The sequence below is a fragment of the Pseudomonas sp. AP3_22 TE3818 genome, assembly GCF_053628995.1.
In genome coordinates this window covers 1,941,919-1,955,000 of record NZ_JBRJHL010000001.1, presented here as the reverse complement: position 1 = coordinate 1,955,000, position 13,082 = coordinate 1,941,919, and the positions used below count along the sequence as shown (strand labels likewise).

At 60.3% G+C, this 13,082-nt stretch carries 16 protein-coding genes (1 of these 16 running past the window's edge); 10 read left to right on the top strand and 6 right to left on the bottom strand.

Going from position 1 to position 13,082, the window contains the following annotated elements:
* Nucleotides 1–636, top strand: the 3' portion of a protein-coding gene (rhtA, locus tag AB7M25_RS09105) for a threonine/homoserine exporter RhtA (RefSeq protein ID WP_429389102.1). The gene continues 252 nt to the left of window position 1, outside the view; only the last 636 of its 888 coding nucleotides appear in the window; the start codon falls outside the window, past its left edge; its stop codon occupies nt 634–636.
* 168 nt (nt 637–804) lie between these two features.
* Nucleotides 805–1,086 carry a hypothetical protein gene (locus AB7M25_RS09100; protein ID WP_218482961.1) on the top strand — a complete coding sequence of 94 codons (282 nt, stop codon included), beginning with the start codon at nt 805–807 and terminating at the stop codon, nt 1,084–1,086.
* 14 nt (nt 1,087–1,100) lie between these two features.
* Here AB7M25_RS09100 and AB7M25_RS09095 read toward each other — a convergent pair whose 3' ends face one another.
* Entirely contained in the window at nt 1,101–1,661 is a 561-nt protein-coding gene (locus AB7M25_RS09095; RefSeq protein ID WP_429516736.1) for a TetR/AcrR family transcriptional regulator, read from the bottom strand.
* A 92-nt stretch (nt 1,662–1,753) separates the two neighbouring features.
* Between AB7M25_RS09095 and AB7M25_RS09090 the strand changes: the two genes are divergently transcribed.
* Nucleotides 1,754–2,482: an SDR family oxidoreductase gene (locus tag AB7M25_RS09090; RefSeq protein WP_429389104.1), complete on the top strand. Its 729-nt coding sequence runs from the start codon at nt 1,754–1,756 to the stop codon at nt 2,480–2,482.
* Between the two features lie 36 nt (nt 2,483–2,518).
* On the top strand, nt 2,519–3,109 hold the full coding sequence (locus tag AB7M25_RS09085) for a 2-hydroxychromene-2-carboxylate isomerase (protein ID WP_429389106.1): 591 nt from the start codon (nt 2,519–2,521) through the stop codon (nt 3,107–3,109).
* Here the strand turns inward: AB7M25_RS09085 and AB7M25_RS09080 are convergent.
* Complete coding sequence (locus AB7M25_RS09080; RefSeq protein WP_429516734.1) at nt 3,106–4,104, bottom strand: zinc-dependent alcohol dehydrogenase family protein; 999 nt, start codon at nt 4,102–4,104, stop codon at nt 3,106–3,108. The genes AB7M25_RS09085 and AB7M25_RS09080 overlap by 4 nt on opposite strands.
* Nucleotides 4,105–4,207: 103 nt before the next feature.
* On the opposite strand from AB7M25_RS09080, the gene AB7M25_RS09075 reads away from it, so the two are divergent.
* Nucleotides 4,208–5,128 (top strand): LysR family transcriptional regulator, encoded by a 921-nt coding sequence (locus AB7M25_RS09075; RefSeq protein WP_454237181.1) that lies wholly within the window; start codon nt 4,208–4,210, stop codon nt 5,126–5,128.
* Here the strand turns inward: AB7M25_RS09075 and AB7M25_RS09070 are convergent.
* From AB7M25_RS09070 to AB7M25_RS09055, 4 genes are all read right to left on the bottom strand, one after another.
* Nucleotides 5,121–6,929 carry an aminopeptidase P family protein gene (locus AB7M25_RS09070; protein WP_429389112.1) on the bottom strand — a complete coding sequence of 603 codons (1,809 nt, stop codon included), beginning with the start codon at nt 6,927–6,929 and terminating at the stop codon, nt 5,121–5,123. The genes AB7M25_RS09075 and AB7M25_RS09070 overlap by 8 nt on opposite strands.
* A 65-nt stretch (nt 6,930–6,994) precedes the next feature.
* Complete coding sequence (locus AB7M25_RS09065; RefSeq protein ID WP_454237180.1) at nt 6,995–8,152, bottom strand: cysteine desulfurase family protein; 1,158 nt, start codon at nt 8,150–8,152, stop codon at nt 6,995–6,997.
* 210 nt (nt 8,153–8,362) lie between these two features.
* Nucleotides 8,363–8,977, bottom strand: a complete 615-nt coding sequence (locus tag AB7M25_RS09060) for a LysE family translocator (RefSeq protein ID WP_104448866.1) — start codon at nt 8,975–8,977, stop codon at nt 8,363–8,365.
* Nucleotides 8,978–9,078: 101 nt separating this feature from the next.
* On the bottom strand, nt 9,079–9,348 hold the full coding sequence (locus AB7M25_RS09055) for a hypothetical protein (protein ID WP_429389116.1): 270 nt from the start codon (nt 9,346–9,348) through the stop codon (nt 9,079–9,081).
* A gap of 275 nt (nt 9,349–9,623) precedes the next feature.
* Between AB7M25_RS09055 and AB7M25_RS09050 the strand changes: the two genes are divergently transcribed.
* From AB7M25_RS09050 to AB7M25_RS09030, 5 genes are all read left to right on the top strand, one after another.
* Nucleotides 9,624–10,082 carry a VOC family protein gene (locus AB7M25_RS09050; protein WP_429389118.1) on the top strand — a complete coding sequence of 153 codons (459 nt, stop codon included), beginning with the start codon at nt 9,624–9,626 and terminating at the stop codon, nt 10,080–10,082.
* Between the two features lie 351 nt (nt 10,083–10,433).
* A complete protein-coding gene (locus AB7M25_RS09045; RefSeq protein ID WP_454237179.1) occupies nt 10,434–11,636 on the top strand; it encodes a PepSY-associated TM helix domain-containing protein in 1,203 nt (400 codons plus the stop codon).
* A complete protein-coding gene (locus tag AB7M25_RS09040) occupies nt 11,633–12,175 on the top strand; it encodes a thiamine pyrophosphate-binding protein (protein ID WP_454237178.1) in 543 nt (180 codons plus the stop codon). Before AB7M25_RS09045 ends, AB7M25_RS09040 begins: the two co-directional genes overlap by 4 nt.
* A complete protein-coding gene (locus AB7M25_RS09035; protein WP_095968110.1) occupies nt 12,172–12,501 on the top strand; it encodes a hypothetical protein in 330 nt (109 codons plus the stop codon). Before AB7M25_RS09040 ends, AB7M25_RS09035 begins: the two co-directional genes overlap by 4 nt.
* Nucleotides 12,498–13,070: a DUF6162 family protein gene (locus AB7M25_RS09030; RefSeq protein WP_429389124.1), complete on the top strand. Its 573-nt coding sequence runs from the start codon at nt 12,498–12,500 to the stop codon at nt 13,068–13,070. Before AB7M25_RS09035 ends, AB7M25_RS09030 begins: the two co-directional genes overlap by 4 nt.
* Nucleotides 13,071–13,082: the final 12 nt, after the last annotated feature.

Here is a 13,082-nt window from a genome sequence, read left to right as displayed (position 1 = left end):
ATGAACTTCCTCTTCTATATGTCATTGCAAACCGTACCGCTGGGCATCGCGGTGGCGCTTGAGTTCACCGGCCCACTGGCCGTGGCGATCTACGCCTCGCGTCGCGCGATCGACTTTTTGTGGATTGCACTGGCCGCCGTCGGCTTGCTGCTACTGATACCAACTGGAGAAGCGAGCGCAGGAATCGATCTGCTAGGCGCCGGCTATGCCTTGGGGGCGGGGGTCTGCTGGGCACTGTACATTTTGTTCGGGCAAAAAGCGGGGGCCGATAATGGCGTGCAAACCGCCGCGCTGGGGGTAATGATCGCAGCGCTCTTCGTAGCCCCTATCGGTATTGTCCATGCTGGCTCCGCTTTGCTGAGCCCGTCATTGATCCCTGTAGCCCTCGGCGTCGCCGTCCTGTCCACAGCCCTCCCCTACACCCTGGAGATGGTCGCTCTGACCCGCATGCCTGCCAGAACCTTCGGTACGCTGATGAGCATCGAGCCCGCCTTCGGCGCGTTATCTGGCTTGCTGTTCCTTCATGAATACCTCTCGCTGTCGCAGTGGATGGCAATCATGTGCATCATTCTGGCCTCCGTCGGTGCAACCATGACCATGGGCAATGCCACCAGGCCAGCAGTCGCGGCAGATTGATAGCAGATATGACGCAGGTCTGGTATTTGCCGCTCAATTAGGCCATGTTTAGCCCCGCACCCAGAGTCATGCCATGGACAATTTCAGATAGGGATATCGCTACGCTTCAAGCGAAAGCGAATGCAGCCAGACCCGGGCACAAGATCCGGGGACGCTATAAGGACAGTAATGAAACGATTTTTGATGCTGATCGCCGCACTTGCAATTGCGGGATGCGCAGCGACATCCGACACACAGATCAAGCACGGCAAGAAAGGGCTACACATCAACTGTTCCGGACTGTCTTCGTCCTGGGACAAGTGCTACGCCAGCGCTGCCAACTCCTGCGCGCCCAAGGGATACAAGGTCATCGCCAAGTCGGGAGACGCCGTGGAAGAGCCCGGTGATTATCCGTTTGGCCTCAATCCCGCGGGTTATACCAGCCGCAGCATGATTGTCATCTGCAAATAGGCAGGGCCGTCGCGTCAGGTTCCCGAACTTGCGATCTGACGGCCGATTTCCTCGTAGCTGGACTTCAGCACCCTGCGCTGGACATCCGGGCTAGCCAGCATGCGCGCTACGACCAACGCGCCAATGCATTGCGACAGAATCGCCCACGCCAGGCTGTCGCTTTGCAAGACACCTGCCCAACTTTCCTGAAGACGGCAAATCCAGTGCTCAGCCTGTTGGCGGACATTCACATCGGAACGGGCAATTTCCGCCCCCAATGCCGGTAACGCACAACCGGTTTCCGGATTCTCGACGTGAGACATGCTCAGGTACAGTTTCAGGCAGCGCTCAAGCTTGTCACGGTCCTGCCCTTCCCCCAGCCGCGCCAGACTTTGACCCAACTCACGTTCGACAATGCTTGCGAACAACTCGTCTTTCGACGAGAAGTGACTGTAGAAGGCCCCGCCACTCAGGCCAATGGCTTTCATCAGGCCGTCTACACCCACCGTGGAAAAACCGGACTTCTTGGCCGACAACGCGCTGCTTTCCAGCAGCCTTTGCCTGGTTTCCAGCTTGTGACTGACCGAATAACGCATTGCTTTTCCCCCTGAGTTGCTCACCTTGACGCCTGTCGAATCATAGCATAACGTTCGTTTAGTTAACGATCGTTTACCAAAGGGATCAACCCATGAATAACAAGAAGGTCGTATTGGTCGTTGGCGCAGGTGATGCCACGGGCGGCGCCATTGCCAAGCGGTTTGCCCAGGAAGGGTTTGTCGCCTGCGTCACCCGCCGCAGCGCGGACAAGCTCCAGCCACTGGTGGAGGCCATCAAGGCTGATGGCGGCGAGGCCCACGGATTTGCCTGTGATGCACGTAATGAAGAAGACGTGATCGCGCTGGTCGAGCAGATCGAAAGCCAGATCGGCCCCATCGAAGCATTTGTCTTCAACATCGGCGCCAACGTGCCGTGCAGCATTCTCGAAGAAACCGCCCGCAAGTATTTCAAGATCTGGGAAATGGCCTGTTTTTCCGGTTTTCTCAATGCCCGAGAAGTGGCCAAGCGCATGGCCAGGCGACAGCGCGGCACGATCCTGTTCACTGGCGCCACCGCTGGCATGCGTGGCGCTGCCGGGTTCGCCGCATTTGCCGGTGCCAAGCACGGCATTCGAGCATTGGCGCAAAGCATGGCCCGAGAACTCGGGCCGATGAACATTCACGTTGCCCATATCATCGTCGATGGCGCCATCGATACCGATTTCATCCGTGAAAGTTTCCCCGAGAAATACGCTACCAAGGATCAGGACGGCATCCTCAATCCCGAGCATATCGCCGAAAACTATTGGTACCTGCACAGCCAGCCCCGCGATGCCTGGACCTTCGAGCTGGACCTTCGCCCCTGGAGCGAACGCTGGTAATCGCCCACACACAACAATAAGACGAGCGCCTTGAACATGAGCAAAACCGTGGAGTTCTACTTCGACCTCGGCAGCCCCGCCACCTATCTGGCCTATACCCAGCTACCGAAGATTTGCGCACAGACCGATTCCCGGCTGGTCTACATTCCGCTCTTGCTGGGCGGAGTATTCAAAGCCACCGGCAATGCTTCTCCGGCGACTATCCCGGCCAAGGGCCGCTACATGTTTCAGGACCTGGACCGCTACGCCAAGCGCTACGGCGTGCCCCTGAAGTTCAATCCGCACTTCCCGATCAACACCTTGATGCTCATGCGCGCCGTAACGGGCATGCAGTTGCGCCACCCGGAACGCTTTGCCGCCTTCCTCGACTGCCTGTTCAAGGCCATCTGGGTAGAGGGTCGCAGCCTGGACGAACCGGCAACCGTCGCGGCAGTGCTCAGCGAAAACGGCTTCAACCCACAGGAAGTACTGGCCCTGACCGCCGATGAAGAAATCAAGACGGCGCTCAAGGACAATACCGAAAAAGCCGTACAGCGAGGCGTATTCGGAGCCCCGAGCATGTTTGTCGACAACCAGCTGTACTTCGGCCAGGATCGACTGGACTTCGTGCTCGAAGCCTTGAGTTAGACCTCGATGACCAACCGCCCCTTTGCCGCTCCCGACAAGAGCAGTGCATGGGCGGATTCTGCCGATTCCAGCGTGAACGAGTGCGGGTCAAGCAACGGCACGAGCTTGCCCGCCTCGATCAACCGCGCCGCCTCGCGCAGAATCTCGCCGTGATGCTCGCGTCCCTGGCCCGTCAACAGCGGCAGCAGGGTGAAGACACCGGAGTAAGTCGCCCCGCGAAAGGAAAGCGGTGCCAGGCTGTGCTGGCCCCACCCCAGGCAGCTGAGTACATGACCGTGATACACCCGGGCAGCCTTGAATGACGCATCCAGCGTTTCGCCCCCCACGGTGTCATAGACAATGTCGAAACCCTCACCGGCCGTGTGCTCGGCCACATAGTCTTCGACCGAAGACTTGCGGTAATCGATAAACGTCGCGCCGAACCCTTCGATGATCGATTGCTGCCCGGCCGAGCCTGTGGCAAAAACCTCAGCACCAAAAGCGCGGGCGATTTGTACCGCTACATGTCCGACGCCACCGGCACCACCATGAATCAATACCTTCTGACCGGACCGAACGCGAGCCCGGTCCACCAGGCCTTCCCAAGCGGTGATCAGCACCAGTGGCAATCCGGCCGCTTCGCGCATGCCCAGGTTGTGCGGTTTGTGAGCCAACAGGCGGGCATCGACCGCCGCGTACTCGGCCAATGAACCTTGAACACCACCAATACCGGTGGCCATGGCATACACCTCATCCCCCGGCAGCCAGCCACTGACGCCCTCGCCCAGCGCCTCTACGGTCCCGGCCAGATCCATTCCCACGATCGCCGGCAATGGTTGCCGCGCATGGGCCGCCTGCCCGGAGCGGATTTTTCCATCCAGTGGATTCACACCGCTGGCCTTGATCCTGACCAATACCTGCCCTGCCTGTGGCACGGGCCGCGCGATGGAGACCAGGCGTAACGGCGCATTGGCCGAGTCGATCATCAGAGCGCGCATGTTCAGTGAGTCAGTCATTTCGCCATCTCCCATCAGAAGTGAATACAGGTCAATCTTGCCTCGCCCTATACATGCCGATAAGACGCCATATCGCTATAGTGATCATGCCGACACAGCATCAATGAGAAATACCGTGGACACACTCAATGCAATGGCGATTTTCGTACGGGTGGTCGAGCGTGGCAGCTTTTCCGCCGTTGCCCGAGAGTTGCAAACCAGTCAGCCGACCATCAGCAAGGTGCTGCAAGCGCTGGAAACCCGATTGGGCGGAAAGCTGATTGCCCGCAGTACCCGCAAGCTATCGCTGACGGACGAAGGTCAACGCTATTACAACGATTGCCGGATCATCCTCGCTGCCGTGGATGCGGCAGAACATAGCTTCCAGTCCGGCCGGGAGCGGGTTGTCGGCCCTCTGAAAATCGGTTCGTCGGTCAGTTTCGGCCGCTTGCAGATCGCCCCCCGATTGCCGGACTTTCTCAGACACTACCCTGACGTACAGATAGACCTGCAACTCAACGATCAGAACCAGGATCTGGTCAGTGAAGGGCTGGACGTCACCTTCCGGATCGGTGCCCTGAACGACAGTGGCCTGATCGCTCGCCTGGTGGGTACGACCCATCGGGTGACCGTTGCATCACCTGACTACCTCAGGCAATACGGTCAACCGCAAACACCGCAGGAACTGGGCAGGCACAACTGCCTGATGTTCAACCTGCTGAGCAGTCAAAACCTGTGGGTTTACACAAAAGATGCCCAGCGTCATGAGGTGCGGATCAAGGGCAATGCGCAGAGCAACAATTCCGAGGCGATCCGCGAACTGGTGCTGGGGGGATTGGGGATTGCGCTGTCGCCGGTATGGTTGTTCAGCGAGGATCTGAAAGCCGGGAGAGTGACGGCGATTCTTCAGGACTACACAGCGCAGTCGCTACCGATTCATGCCGTGTCCCCGGCGAATCGTCGCCAATCCGCCAGGGTCAAAGCCTTTGTTGACTACATGAGCCGGGCGCTGGAGACAGCGCCCGAACTGAAAGCAATCAAATAGCCACGGTACGAGTGTTCAGCCACTCAAGGGCCGCACCCTCGACCAATGGGCTCAGGCGTTCGCGCACTTCGGCATGGTAGGCGTTGAACCACTGCTTTTCGTCTTCGGTCAGCAGCGTGGTTTCCAGGCAACGGGTGTCGATCGGACACAGGGTCAGCGTTTCGAACTTCAGGAACTCACCGAATTCGCTTTTGCCTGCCTCACGGTTCATCGCCAGGTTTTCGATCCGCACGCCCCAACGGCCCGGACGATAGGTGCCCGGTTCAATGGACGTGATCATGCCCGGTTGCATCGCCGTCTGTGGCGCAGGCGCAGCCTGATAGGCGATGACTTGCGGACCTTCATGAACGTTGAGGAAGTAACCGACGCCATGACCGGTGCCATGACCATAGTCGACACTTTCCGCCCAGATCGGCGCACGGGCGATGGCATCGAGCAGCGGCGACAGAATGCCTTTCGGAAACTGCGCGCGGGACAAGGCAATCACGCCCTTGAGCACGCGGGTGCAATCGCGCTTTTGCTCATCGGTCGGGGTGCCCACCGCAACCATCCGCGTGATGTCGGTGGTGCCGCCCAGGTACTGGCCGCCGGAATCGATCAACAGCAGGCCGTCCCCTTCGATGACCGCGTGTTCCTCTTCGGTGGCATGGTAGTGCGGCATCGCGCCATTGGCGTTGTAGGCGGCAATAGTATTGAAGCTCAGCGACACGTAACCCGGCCGGCGTTCACGGGCGGCGGTGAGTTTTTCATCGATGGTCAGTTCGGTGATGCGCTCACGGCCCAGCGCCGAGTCCAGCCAGGCGAAGAATTCGCACAGTGCTGCGCCGTCCTGCTCCATGGCCTGACGGATGTGTTCGGCATCGGCCAGGCTTTTTTGCGATTTGGCCAGGGTGGTCGGGTTCAGGCCCTCGATCAGTTTCACCCCGCTGTCGAGGTTGTCCAGCAACCCCGCCGTGACCCGCGCCGGGTCGACTTGCAGGCTCGCGCCGCTCGGCACGGCGCGCAGTGCTGCAGCGACTTCGCTGTAATCGCGCAAGGTCACGCCGTCCTGTTCAAGGATGGCGCGCAGTTCGGCACTGACTTTGCTCAGGGCGACAAACAGCGTGGCCTGTTGCTGATTGATCAAGGCGAAGGAAACGAATACCGGGTTGAACGACACGTCGCCGCCGCGCAGGTTGAACAGCCAGGCGATGTCATCGAGGGTGGCGATGAAATGCCAGTCGGCACCGCGGGCCTGAAGGGTTTCACGCAGTTTGGCGAGTTTTTCGCCACGGCTGACGGTCGCCTGTGGTGGCAAGTGCTGATAGATCGGTTCGTTCGGCAGGCTTGGACGGTCGCTCCAGACTCCGCCAAGCAGGTCGATGTCGGTGCGCAGACGGGCGCCACGCTCTTCGAGTTTAGCGCCCAGGGTCCGTGCCGACGCCACGGCCATGACCGCACCATCGACCGCGACAACGCCCCCCTCGGGGGTTTGCTCGGCCAGCCATTCCAGTGGCCCGGGTTGACCCGGTTGCAGCTTGACCAGGTCAATGCCGCTGCCCTTGAGTTCCTTGGTCGCCTGCTCCCAATAACGGCTGTCGGCCCAGACGCCGGCAAAATCCGGGGTCACGATCAGGGTGCCGACCGAACCATGGAAACCCGATAACCACTGGCGCCCCTGCCAGTAACCCGGCAGGTATTCGGACAGGTGCGGGTCGGCCGACGGCACCAGCAAGGCGTGAATGCCCTCCCGGCTCATCAGTTCGCGGGTTTGCGCCAGGCGCCGGGGCACCGATCCATTGATCGAAAGCTGCGTATTCATCGTGTCTCCTGCTAACCACTTCATCATTATTGTTAAGTGCCGCTCAACGTCGGCGCTTCGTCGCCCTATTGCCAGAATGCCGGAGCACTGGCGCAGGCTGCCTTGATCAGTTGAACCGCCTGGTCGATGTCCTGCTCGGTGGTAAAGCGCCCGAGGCTCAAGCGGATGGTGCGGCTGGCCGAGCGGGCATCATGCCCCAAGGCCAGCAGCACATGGGATGGGGTATTGCTCGCGGAATTGCAGGCCGAGGTCGCGGAAAACGCGATCGAGGCCAGCAACGCCGCCGGATTGAACTCGCCTTCCGCGAAGGTCAGGCTCAGGGTATGGGGAATGCGCCGGGTCGGGCTGCCGTTGAGACGCACGCCGGGAATGTCCAGCAATTGCTCGAGCAAGCATTCACGCAAACGCACGATGGTGGCTTTCTCTTCATCGAACGCAGCCGCCGCCAGCGCAAAGGCCGAGCCCATGGCCACGATCTGATGGGTCGCCAGGGTGCCCGAACGCAATCCGCCCTCATGCCCGCCGCCATGGATCTGCGCCTGCAATCGTTGTTGGGCACGCGGACCGACATACAACGCACCGATGCCTTTGGGGCCGTACAGTTTATGCGCGGAAAACGACATCAGGTCCACCGGCCACTGCCCGAGGTCGATCGCCACTTTGCCCGCGCCCTGCGCGGCGTCGACATGGAACAACGCCCCGCGTTCACGCACCACCTGACCGATGGCGGGAATATCGTTGAGCGTCCCCAGTTCGTTGTTGACCAGCATCAGCGACACCAGGAAAGTGTCCTCGCGCATGGCTTCGCTGACCGCTTGCGCGCTGATCAACCCATCAGCATCCGGCACCAGGTACGTCACGGCGACACCGGCATCCTGCAGTTGCCTGGCGGTATCGAGAATGGCCTTGTGCTCGATCTGGCTGGTGATGATATGGCCACCGCCAGTGCCGCGGCCCTGGGCTACGCCTTTGAGCGCGAGGTTGTTGGATTCGGTAGCGCCTGAGGTCCAGACGATCTGCTCAGGTGTCGCGCCGACCAGTTCGGCGACCTGGCGTCGCGCCTGCTCCACCGATTGCCGGGCCTGCTGGCCGAAGACATGAGAGCTTGAGGCCGGGTTGCCGAAATTGCCGGTAAAGCCCAGACACTCGACCATCACCTTGATGACCCGCTCATCCACCGGCGTGGTGGCGGCGTAATCGAAATACAACGGACGTTTGTTCATAAAAGAAAGACTCGCAGAGCGTGTTCCGGGATCAGGAAGCTCGTGACTGTAAACGGCAAAGCGCAGCCTTGTGAGCTGCGCGCTGTTTTCAGAACGTTACCAATACCTGATCGGATGCCGTTAAAGAAGGACTACTTCATTTAATAGTGCGTAGGAACGCTCCTGAAAAGTCAGCTTAACAGGCATCGGGCAACCGGTTGAAGCAATGCGTCAGCTAAAGCTTTCGAGCAGCAGCGGATACAGCGAACCCACGAGCAGCGCGGCCATGCCCCAATTGAACAGGCGCAGCCAGCGGCGATCCTTCAGAACGTTGCGCAACAGCGTGCCGCAAGCGGCCCAGACACCGACGCTCGGCAGGTTGATGATGGCAAAAACGGCCGCAATCACGATCACATTGGTGAAGTAACCCTGCATCGGCGTGTAGGTGCTGATGGCGCCAATGGCCATGATCCAGGCCTTGGGGTTGACCCACTGGAACGCGGCGGCGCCCAGATAGCTGATCGGTTTCGCCTCGCTCTGCTGACTCTCCGACATGGGCCCGGAATGAGCGATTTTCCACGCCAGATACAGCAGGTACGCCGCCCCCACGTAACGCAGCACGGTGTAGAGCAAAGGGTAAGCCTGGAACACCGCGCCAAGGCCGAAACCGACCGCCACCACCAGTACAAAGAAGCCACAAGTGATGCCGAGCATGTGCGGAATCGTGCGGTTGAAGCCGAAATTCACCCCGGAAGCCAGCAACATGGTGTTGTTCGGACCGGGTGTGATCGAGGTGACGAGGGCGAACAGGGCAAAGCCCAGCAGCAGGTCGAGTGAGAGCGTCATGGGAGGCAGTCCGTCAGGGTCGGTCAGGTGTTGACCCTATCGCACACCTTGGGCGAAACCCATGGACAGTTAGGCGAAACTTGGAGCAGTACAGTTTCGCCTCAGCTTGGACGACCGTGAAGCTGTATAGATCGCCCGGCGTTCATTTCCCCCTGCTTGTCGTAGCTGAACGACTTTTGCGGTTGGCCGAGCAGTTCGGCTTTCTTCGCGTGGTATTCGTCGAAGGACAATCCGCGGCGGTTCAGCGCCTCCAGCGCCAGCTCCTTGCTTTCTTCAGCGCTGTAGGGCCGTAGCTCCGGGGAAACATGGCTGGCACATCCGGCGAGTACGGAGACGGCGAGCATCAGCAAAGTGGCGATCATCGGTTTCATTTCTGGCGTCCTGGCGACTGGGTTCGAGGCAATGAACACAGGCTACCCGCGCCTTCCGGGTAGCAGAAATCAACGCTTTCAATAGTGGCTATCAGGAAATGGCGATCATTGTCGATGTGCTGGGAGCGCACTGGTTGGAGCCGACCTGATGGCACTTGTGTGGCGATGCTGCTCGTCGGGCGCTCGGTGGGGCGAAAGCGGCTGGCCTATATTTATCCGGTTGTACAACGAAGCAGGTACTTTCCATTCACACAACAAGAACAGGGAGATCCATCATGAGTGTCAAACCCATTCCGGAGGGGTATCACAGCATCACCCCCTATCTGGGCATCCACAAAGCTGCCGAAGCCATCGATTTCTACAAGAAAGCCTTCGGCGCCACCGAGGTCATGCGCCTGGCCATGCCCGATGGTGGCATCGGTCACGCCGAACTGCGCATCGGCGATTGCCCGATCATGCTGGGCACACCGTGCGATCAAGGACCGCTGAGCAACCCGGACAATTCGCCGTCCGTGGGTCTGCATTTGTATGTGACCGATGTCGACAAGTCCTACAAACAGGCCATCGATGCCGGTGCCACCGTTGTATCCGAGGTCAAGGATCAGTTTTACGGCGATCGCTCGGGCACCTTGAAAGATCCCTACGGGCATCTGTGGTTCCTGGCGACGCGCAAGGAAGACCTGACGCAGGAACAGATTGAACAACGGGCGAAGGAAATGTTTCAGCAGGGTTGAAATCTTCGCGAGCAGGCTCGCTCGGACTCTGTGGGAGCGGGCTTGCTCGCGAAGGCGGTGTGTCAGGCAACATTGACTTTGAATGTGCCGTTCCCTTCGCGAGCAAGCCCGCTCCCACCGTTTGATCTTCAGTGAATGTAAATCCTGCGGCCGGCCGTGCGCGGATTGCACTGACTTTCTGCCTATCGAGAAACATTTTCTTTCACTTCCCCTTTCGGGATTTCCTTTGCTCATCCGTCTTACCTAGATGCAGTCCTGTCGCGTAGGCAACAGCCACGACTGGACCTTCAGGGCGCTCATCCCTGCGAAGCCCGCAGCCGAGCTGCCTCTCATCCAGGCAAGACCTTCAATATGTCGAAGAAATCCCGTTCAAAAATCTGGTTCCTGGTCCATAGCTGGCTGGCGCTGCCGATCTGGTTTTTCGTGCTGATCGTCTGCGTGACCGGCACCCTGGCGGTGATCAGCCAGGAAATCGTCTGGCTGGCCAACCCGCCCATGCGCGCCAGCCAGCCCTCGGACGATGCACCGCTGCTCAGCTATCAGCAGATCATCGAGGCCATCAACAAGGCCGAACCGCGAACCGTGGTGCAGAGCATCAGTCGGCCCGACGAGTCGCACTTCGCGCTGGATGTCGAAGTCAGCTATCCCGACGGACGCTCGGTGGTGATTTATGTCAATCCATACAGCGGCGTGATCCAGGGCGTCGCGCCGGAGTTCAACTTCCGCGCCTTCACCCGGGCGCTGCACGGTTGGTGGCTGGTGCCGTTCACCAACGGCTACAGCTGGGGCTGGTACCTGGTGTCGTTTCTCGGCTTGCCGCTGCTGGCTTCATTGGTCACCGGGCTGGTGGTCTACAAACGCTTCTGGAAAGGCTTTTTCCGCCCGACCCTGCGGATTCGCCACGGCGCGCGGATTTTCTGGGGCGACTTCCACCGCTTGAGCGGCATCTGGTCAATCTGGTTCATTGCGGTGATTTCCATCACCGGCACCTGGTTCCTGATCCAGGCCTTGCTGTTCGACAACCAGATTTCCATCTCCACGGAAAAGATCATTCCGGCGATGTCCCGCGAAGCGGTGCCGCTATCGCCCGATGGGTCGCCCCCGCCGCGCATCGACCTCGATCGCGCGATTGAAATCGCCACGCAGAAAATCTCCGGGCTGGAAGCCAGCTTCGTCAGCCTGCCGGGCAATGCCTATAGCCACCTGGATGTCGGGGGACGCGGTTGGTATCCACTGATGTTCCAGACCGCGACCCTCAATCCGTACACCGGCGAAATCGCCGCATCGCGCCTGATTTCGGATCGTTCGGCCCTGGAGTTCGTCACCGAGTCCATGCGCCCGCTGCACACCGGCGACTTCGGTGGCCTGTGGATCAAGCTGATCTGGGCGTTCTTCGGCCTGTTGCTGAGCATGATGGTGCTCAGCGGCTTGCTGATCTGGACCAAGCGCACCGCACTGGCGACGGCCAATGCCTTCAAGCGCAGCAACAAAAAAACGCGTAGCACCACGGCGCAACCGGCTACCCGCAACGAAACATCGGAGGCCAACCTGTGAGCAAAGACATTGCGCTCTCGCAACCCTCGCGCCTGAGCGTGTTCTGGCACAAATGGCGCTTTCACCTGAATGTCCTGTTACTGCTGATTCCGCTCGGTTTCATGCCCAAGTATTTCGCCGACGAAGCGTTGATGCGTGGCGACAGCGGCCTGGGCGAACGCGAAGTCGGCGAAGTCCAGGTCGGCCCCTGGAGCCTGCGCCTGGCGGAGTTGCGCAACGCCGCACCCACGCTCGATGGCCCGGCCGGCTACATGAAGGGCTTCAACGCGGCACTGTGCGAGGCCTGTATCGGACAGGTCAAGGCCACTTACCTGCGCATTGGCAAACCCCGCAGCCTGCGCGCCGCCGGCGTGATTTTCTTCGGCACGCCGTACCGCATGGGCGCTTCACTGCCCGTCCCGGAAAAGACCACGGCCGACGCCGAGCTGTGGATCACCATGGAAGGCTGGGACGGCGCCATGCATCAGGCATCCATTCCTTTGAGCCAGGCCTCTCCCGCCACCCTCGCCTGGCTGAACAAACAAGGAGGCAAACCATGATCAACCCGCTTCGTCCACTCAACACTCTGTTGCTGCTGCTCTGCGCCGGCTTCAGCGCCAGCGCCCTGGCCCACAACCCGATGTGCGAATGCAAGGCCATCGACGCCGAGCAGATCAAATGCACTGGTGGTTTTTCCGACGGCAGCGGCGCTCCGGGCGTGACCCTCGATGTGATCGGCTACGACGAAACCATTCTGGTGCCAGGCAAACTCGGAGCCGATTCGACCCTGACGTTCAAGAAGCCCGGCGCCGAGTTCTATGTGCTGTTCGACGCAGGCCCCGGTCACGTGGTGGAAATCGACCAGGCGGACATCCAGGCGCCATGAATACTTCAACGACCCAAGTGGTGCGCCCGGCCGGTGCCGGCCACGAAACCCTCTACGTCCTGCTGCTGTGCCTGATGATCCTTGCGGTCGCCGGTTCGGTGGTGCTCTGGCGCGGGGAATCCCATGAGGCGAGCAGCGTCAACAGCCACCAACTGGATGCGCGTCGCGACCTCAGCGCTGCCGAGCAAGGCATCTACGCCGATTTGCGGGTGACGCTGGACGAGATTCATTTGCTGCGCCAGGAACAGCAAACCCTGCCGACTCCCGAGGCCCTCGCCGACGAGGGTTTTGCCCCGTTTGCCCGGGATGCCAGCTCCGTCAGCCGTGGCAGCCATGCCTGGCAATTGCTCAACGCCAAGGCCTACTTCGGCCAGAGCCAGACGCCGACGGTCGCCGGTTCATTCCTGATGCGCTTGACCGCCACCGATGATGCTCCGGACATCTGGCTCAACCGCGCCGGCACGCTCACGGCTCCAGCCGACCTCAGCGACAGCGCGCTCGAAAGCGCCGGCTGGCAACAGATCGTCGCGCAATTCGATGCCGGCGTGACCCGCCAGCACCGGCATTGAACCCTCGCCCTC

Coding starts and splice junctions, on each gene's coding strand:
- AB7M25_RS09030 (WP_429389124.1), top strand. CDS start 12,498: ATGAATACTTCAACGACCCAAGTGGTGCGCCCGGCCGGTGCCGGCCAC.
- AB7M25_RS09090 (WP_429389104.1), top strand. CDS start 1,754: ATGAATAACAAGAAGGTCGTATTGGTCGTTGGCGCAGGTGATGCCACG.
- AB7M25_RS09045 (WP_454237179.1), top strand. CDS start 10,434: ATGTCGAAGAAATCCCGTTCAAAAATCTGGTTCCTGGTCCATAGCTGG.
- AB7M25_RS09065 (WP_454237180.1), bottom strand. CDS start 8,152: ATGAACAAACGTCCGTTGTATTTCGATTACGCCGCCACCACGCCGGTG.
- AB7M25_RS09070 (WP_429389112.1), bottom strand. CDS start 6,929: ATGAATACGCAGCTTTCGATCAATGGATCGGTGCCCCGGCGCCTGGCG.
- AB7M25_RS09055 (WP_429389116.1), bottom strand. CDS start 9,348: ATGAAACCGATGATCGCCACTTTGCTGATGCTCGCCGTCTCCGTACTC.
- AB7M25_RS09060 (WP_104448866.1), bottom strand. CDS start 8,977: ATGACGCTCTCACTCGACCTGCTGCTGGGCTTTGCCCTGTTCGCCCTC.
- AB7M25_RS09050 (WP_429389118.1), top strand. CDS start 9,624: ATGAGTGTCAAACCCATTCCGGAGGGGTATCACAGCATCACCCCCTAT.
- AB7M25_RS09085 (WP_429389106.1), top strand. CDS start 2,519: ATGAGCAAAACCGTGGAGTTCTACTTCGACCTCGGCAGCCCCGCCACC.
- AB7M25_RS09080 (WP_429516734.1), bottom strand. CDS start 4,104: ATGACTGACTCACTGAACATGCGCGCTCTGATGATCGACTCGGCCAAT.
- AB7M25_RS09095 (WP_429516736.1), bottom strand. CDS start 1,661: ATGCGTTATTCGGTCAGTCACAAGCTGGAAACCAGGCAAAGGCTGCTG.
- AB7M25_RS09100 (WP_218482961.1), top strand. CDS start 805: ATGAAACGATTTTTGATGCTGATCGCCGCACTTGCAATTGCGGGATGC.
- AB7M25_RS09035 (WP_095968110.1), top strand. CDS start 12,172: ATGATCAACCCGCTTCGTCCACTCAACACTCTGTTGCTGCTGCTCTGC.
- AB7M25_RS09075 (WP_454237181.1), top strand. CDS start 4,208: ATGAGAAATACCGTGGACACACTCAATGCAATGGCGATTTTCGTACGG.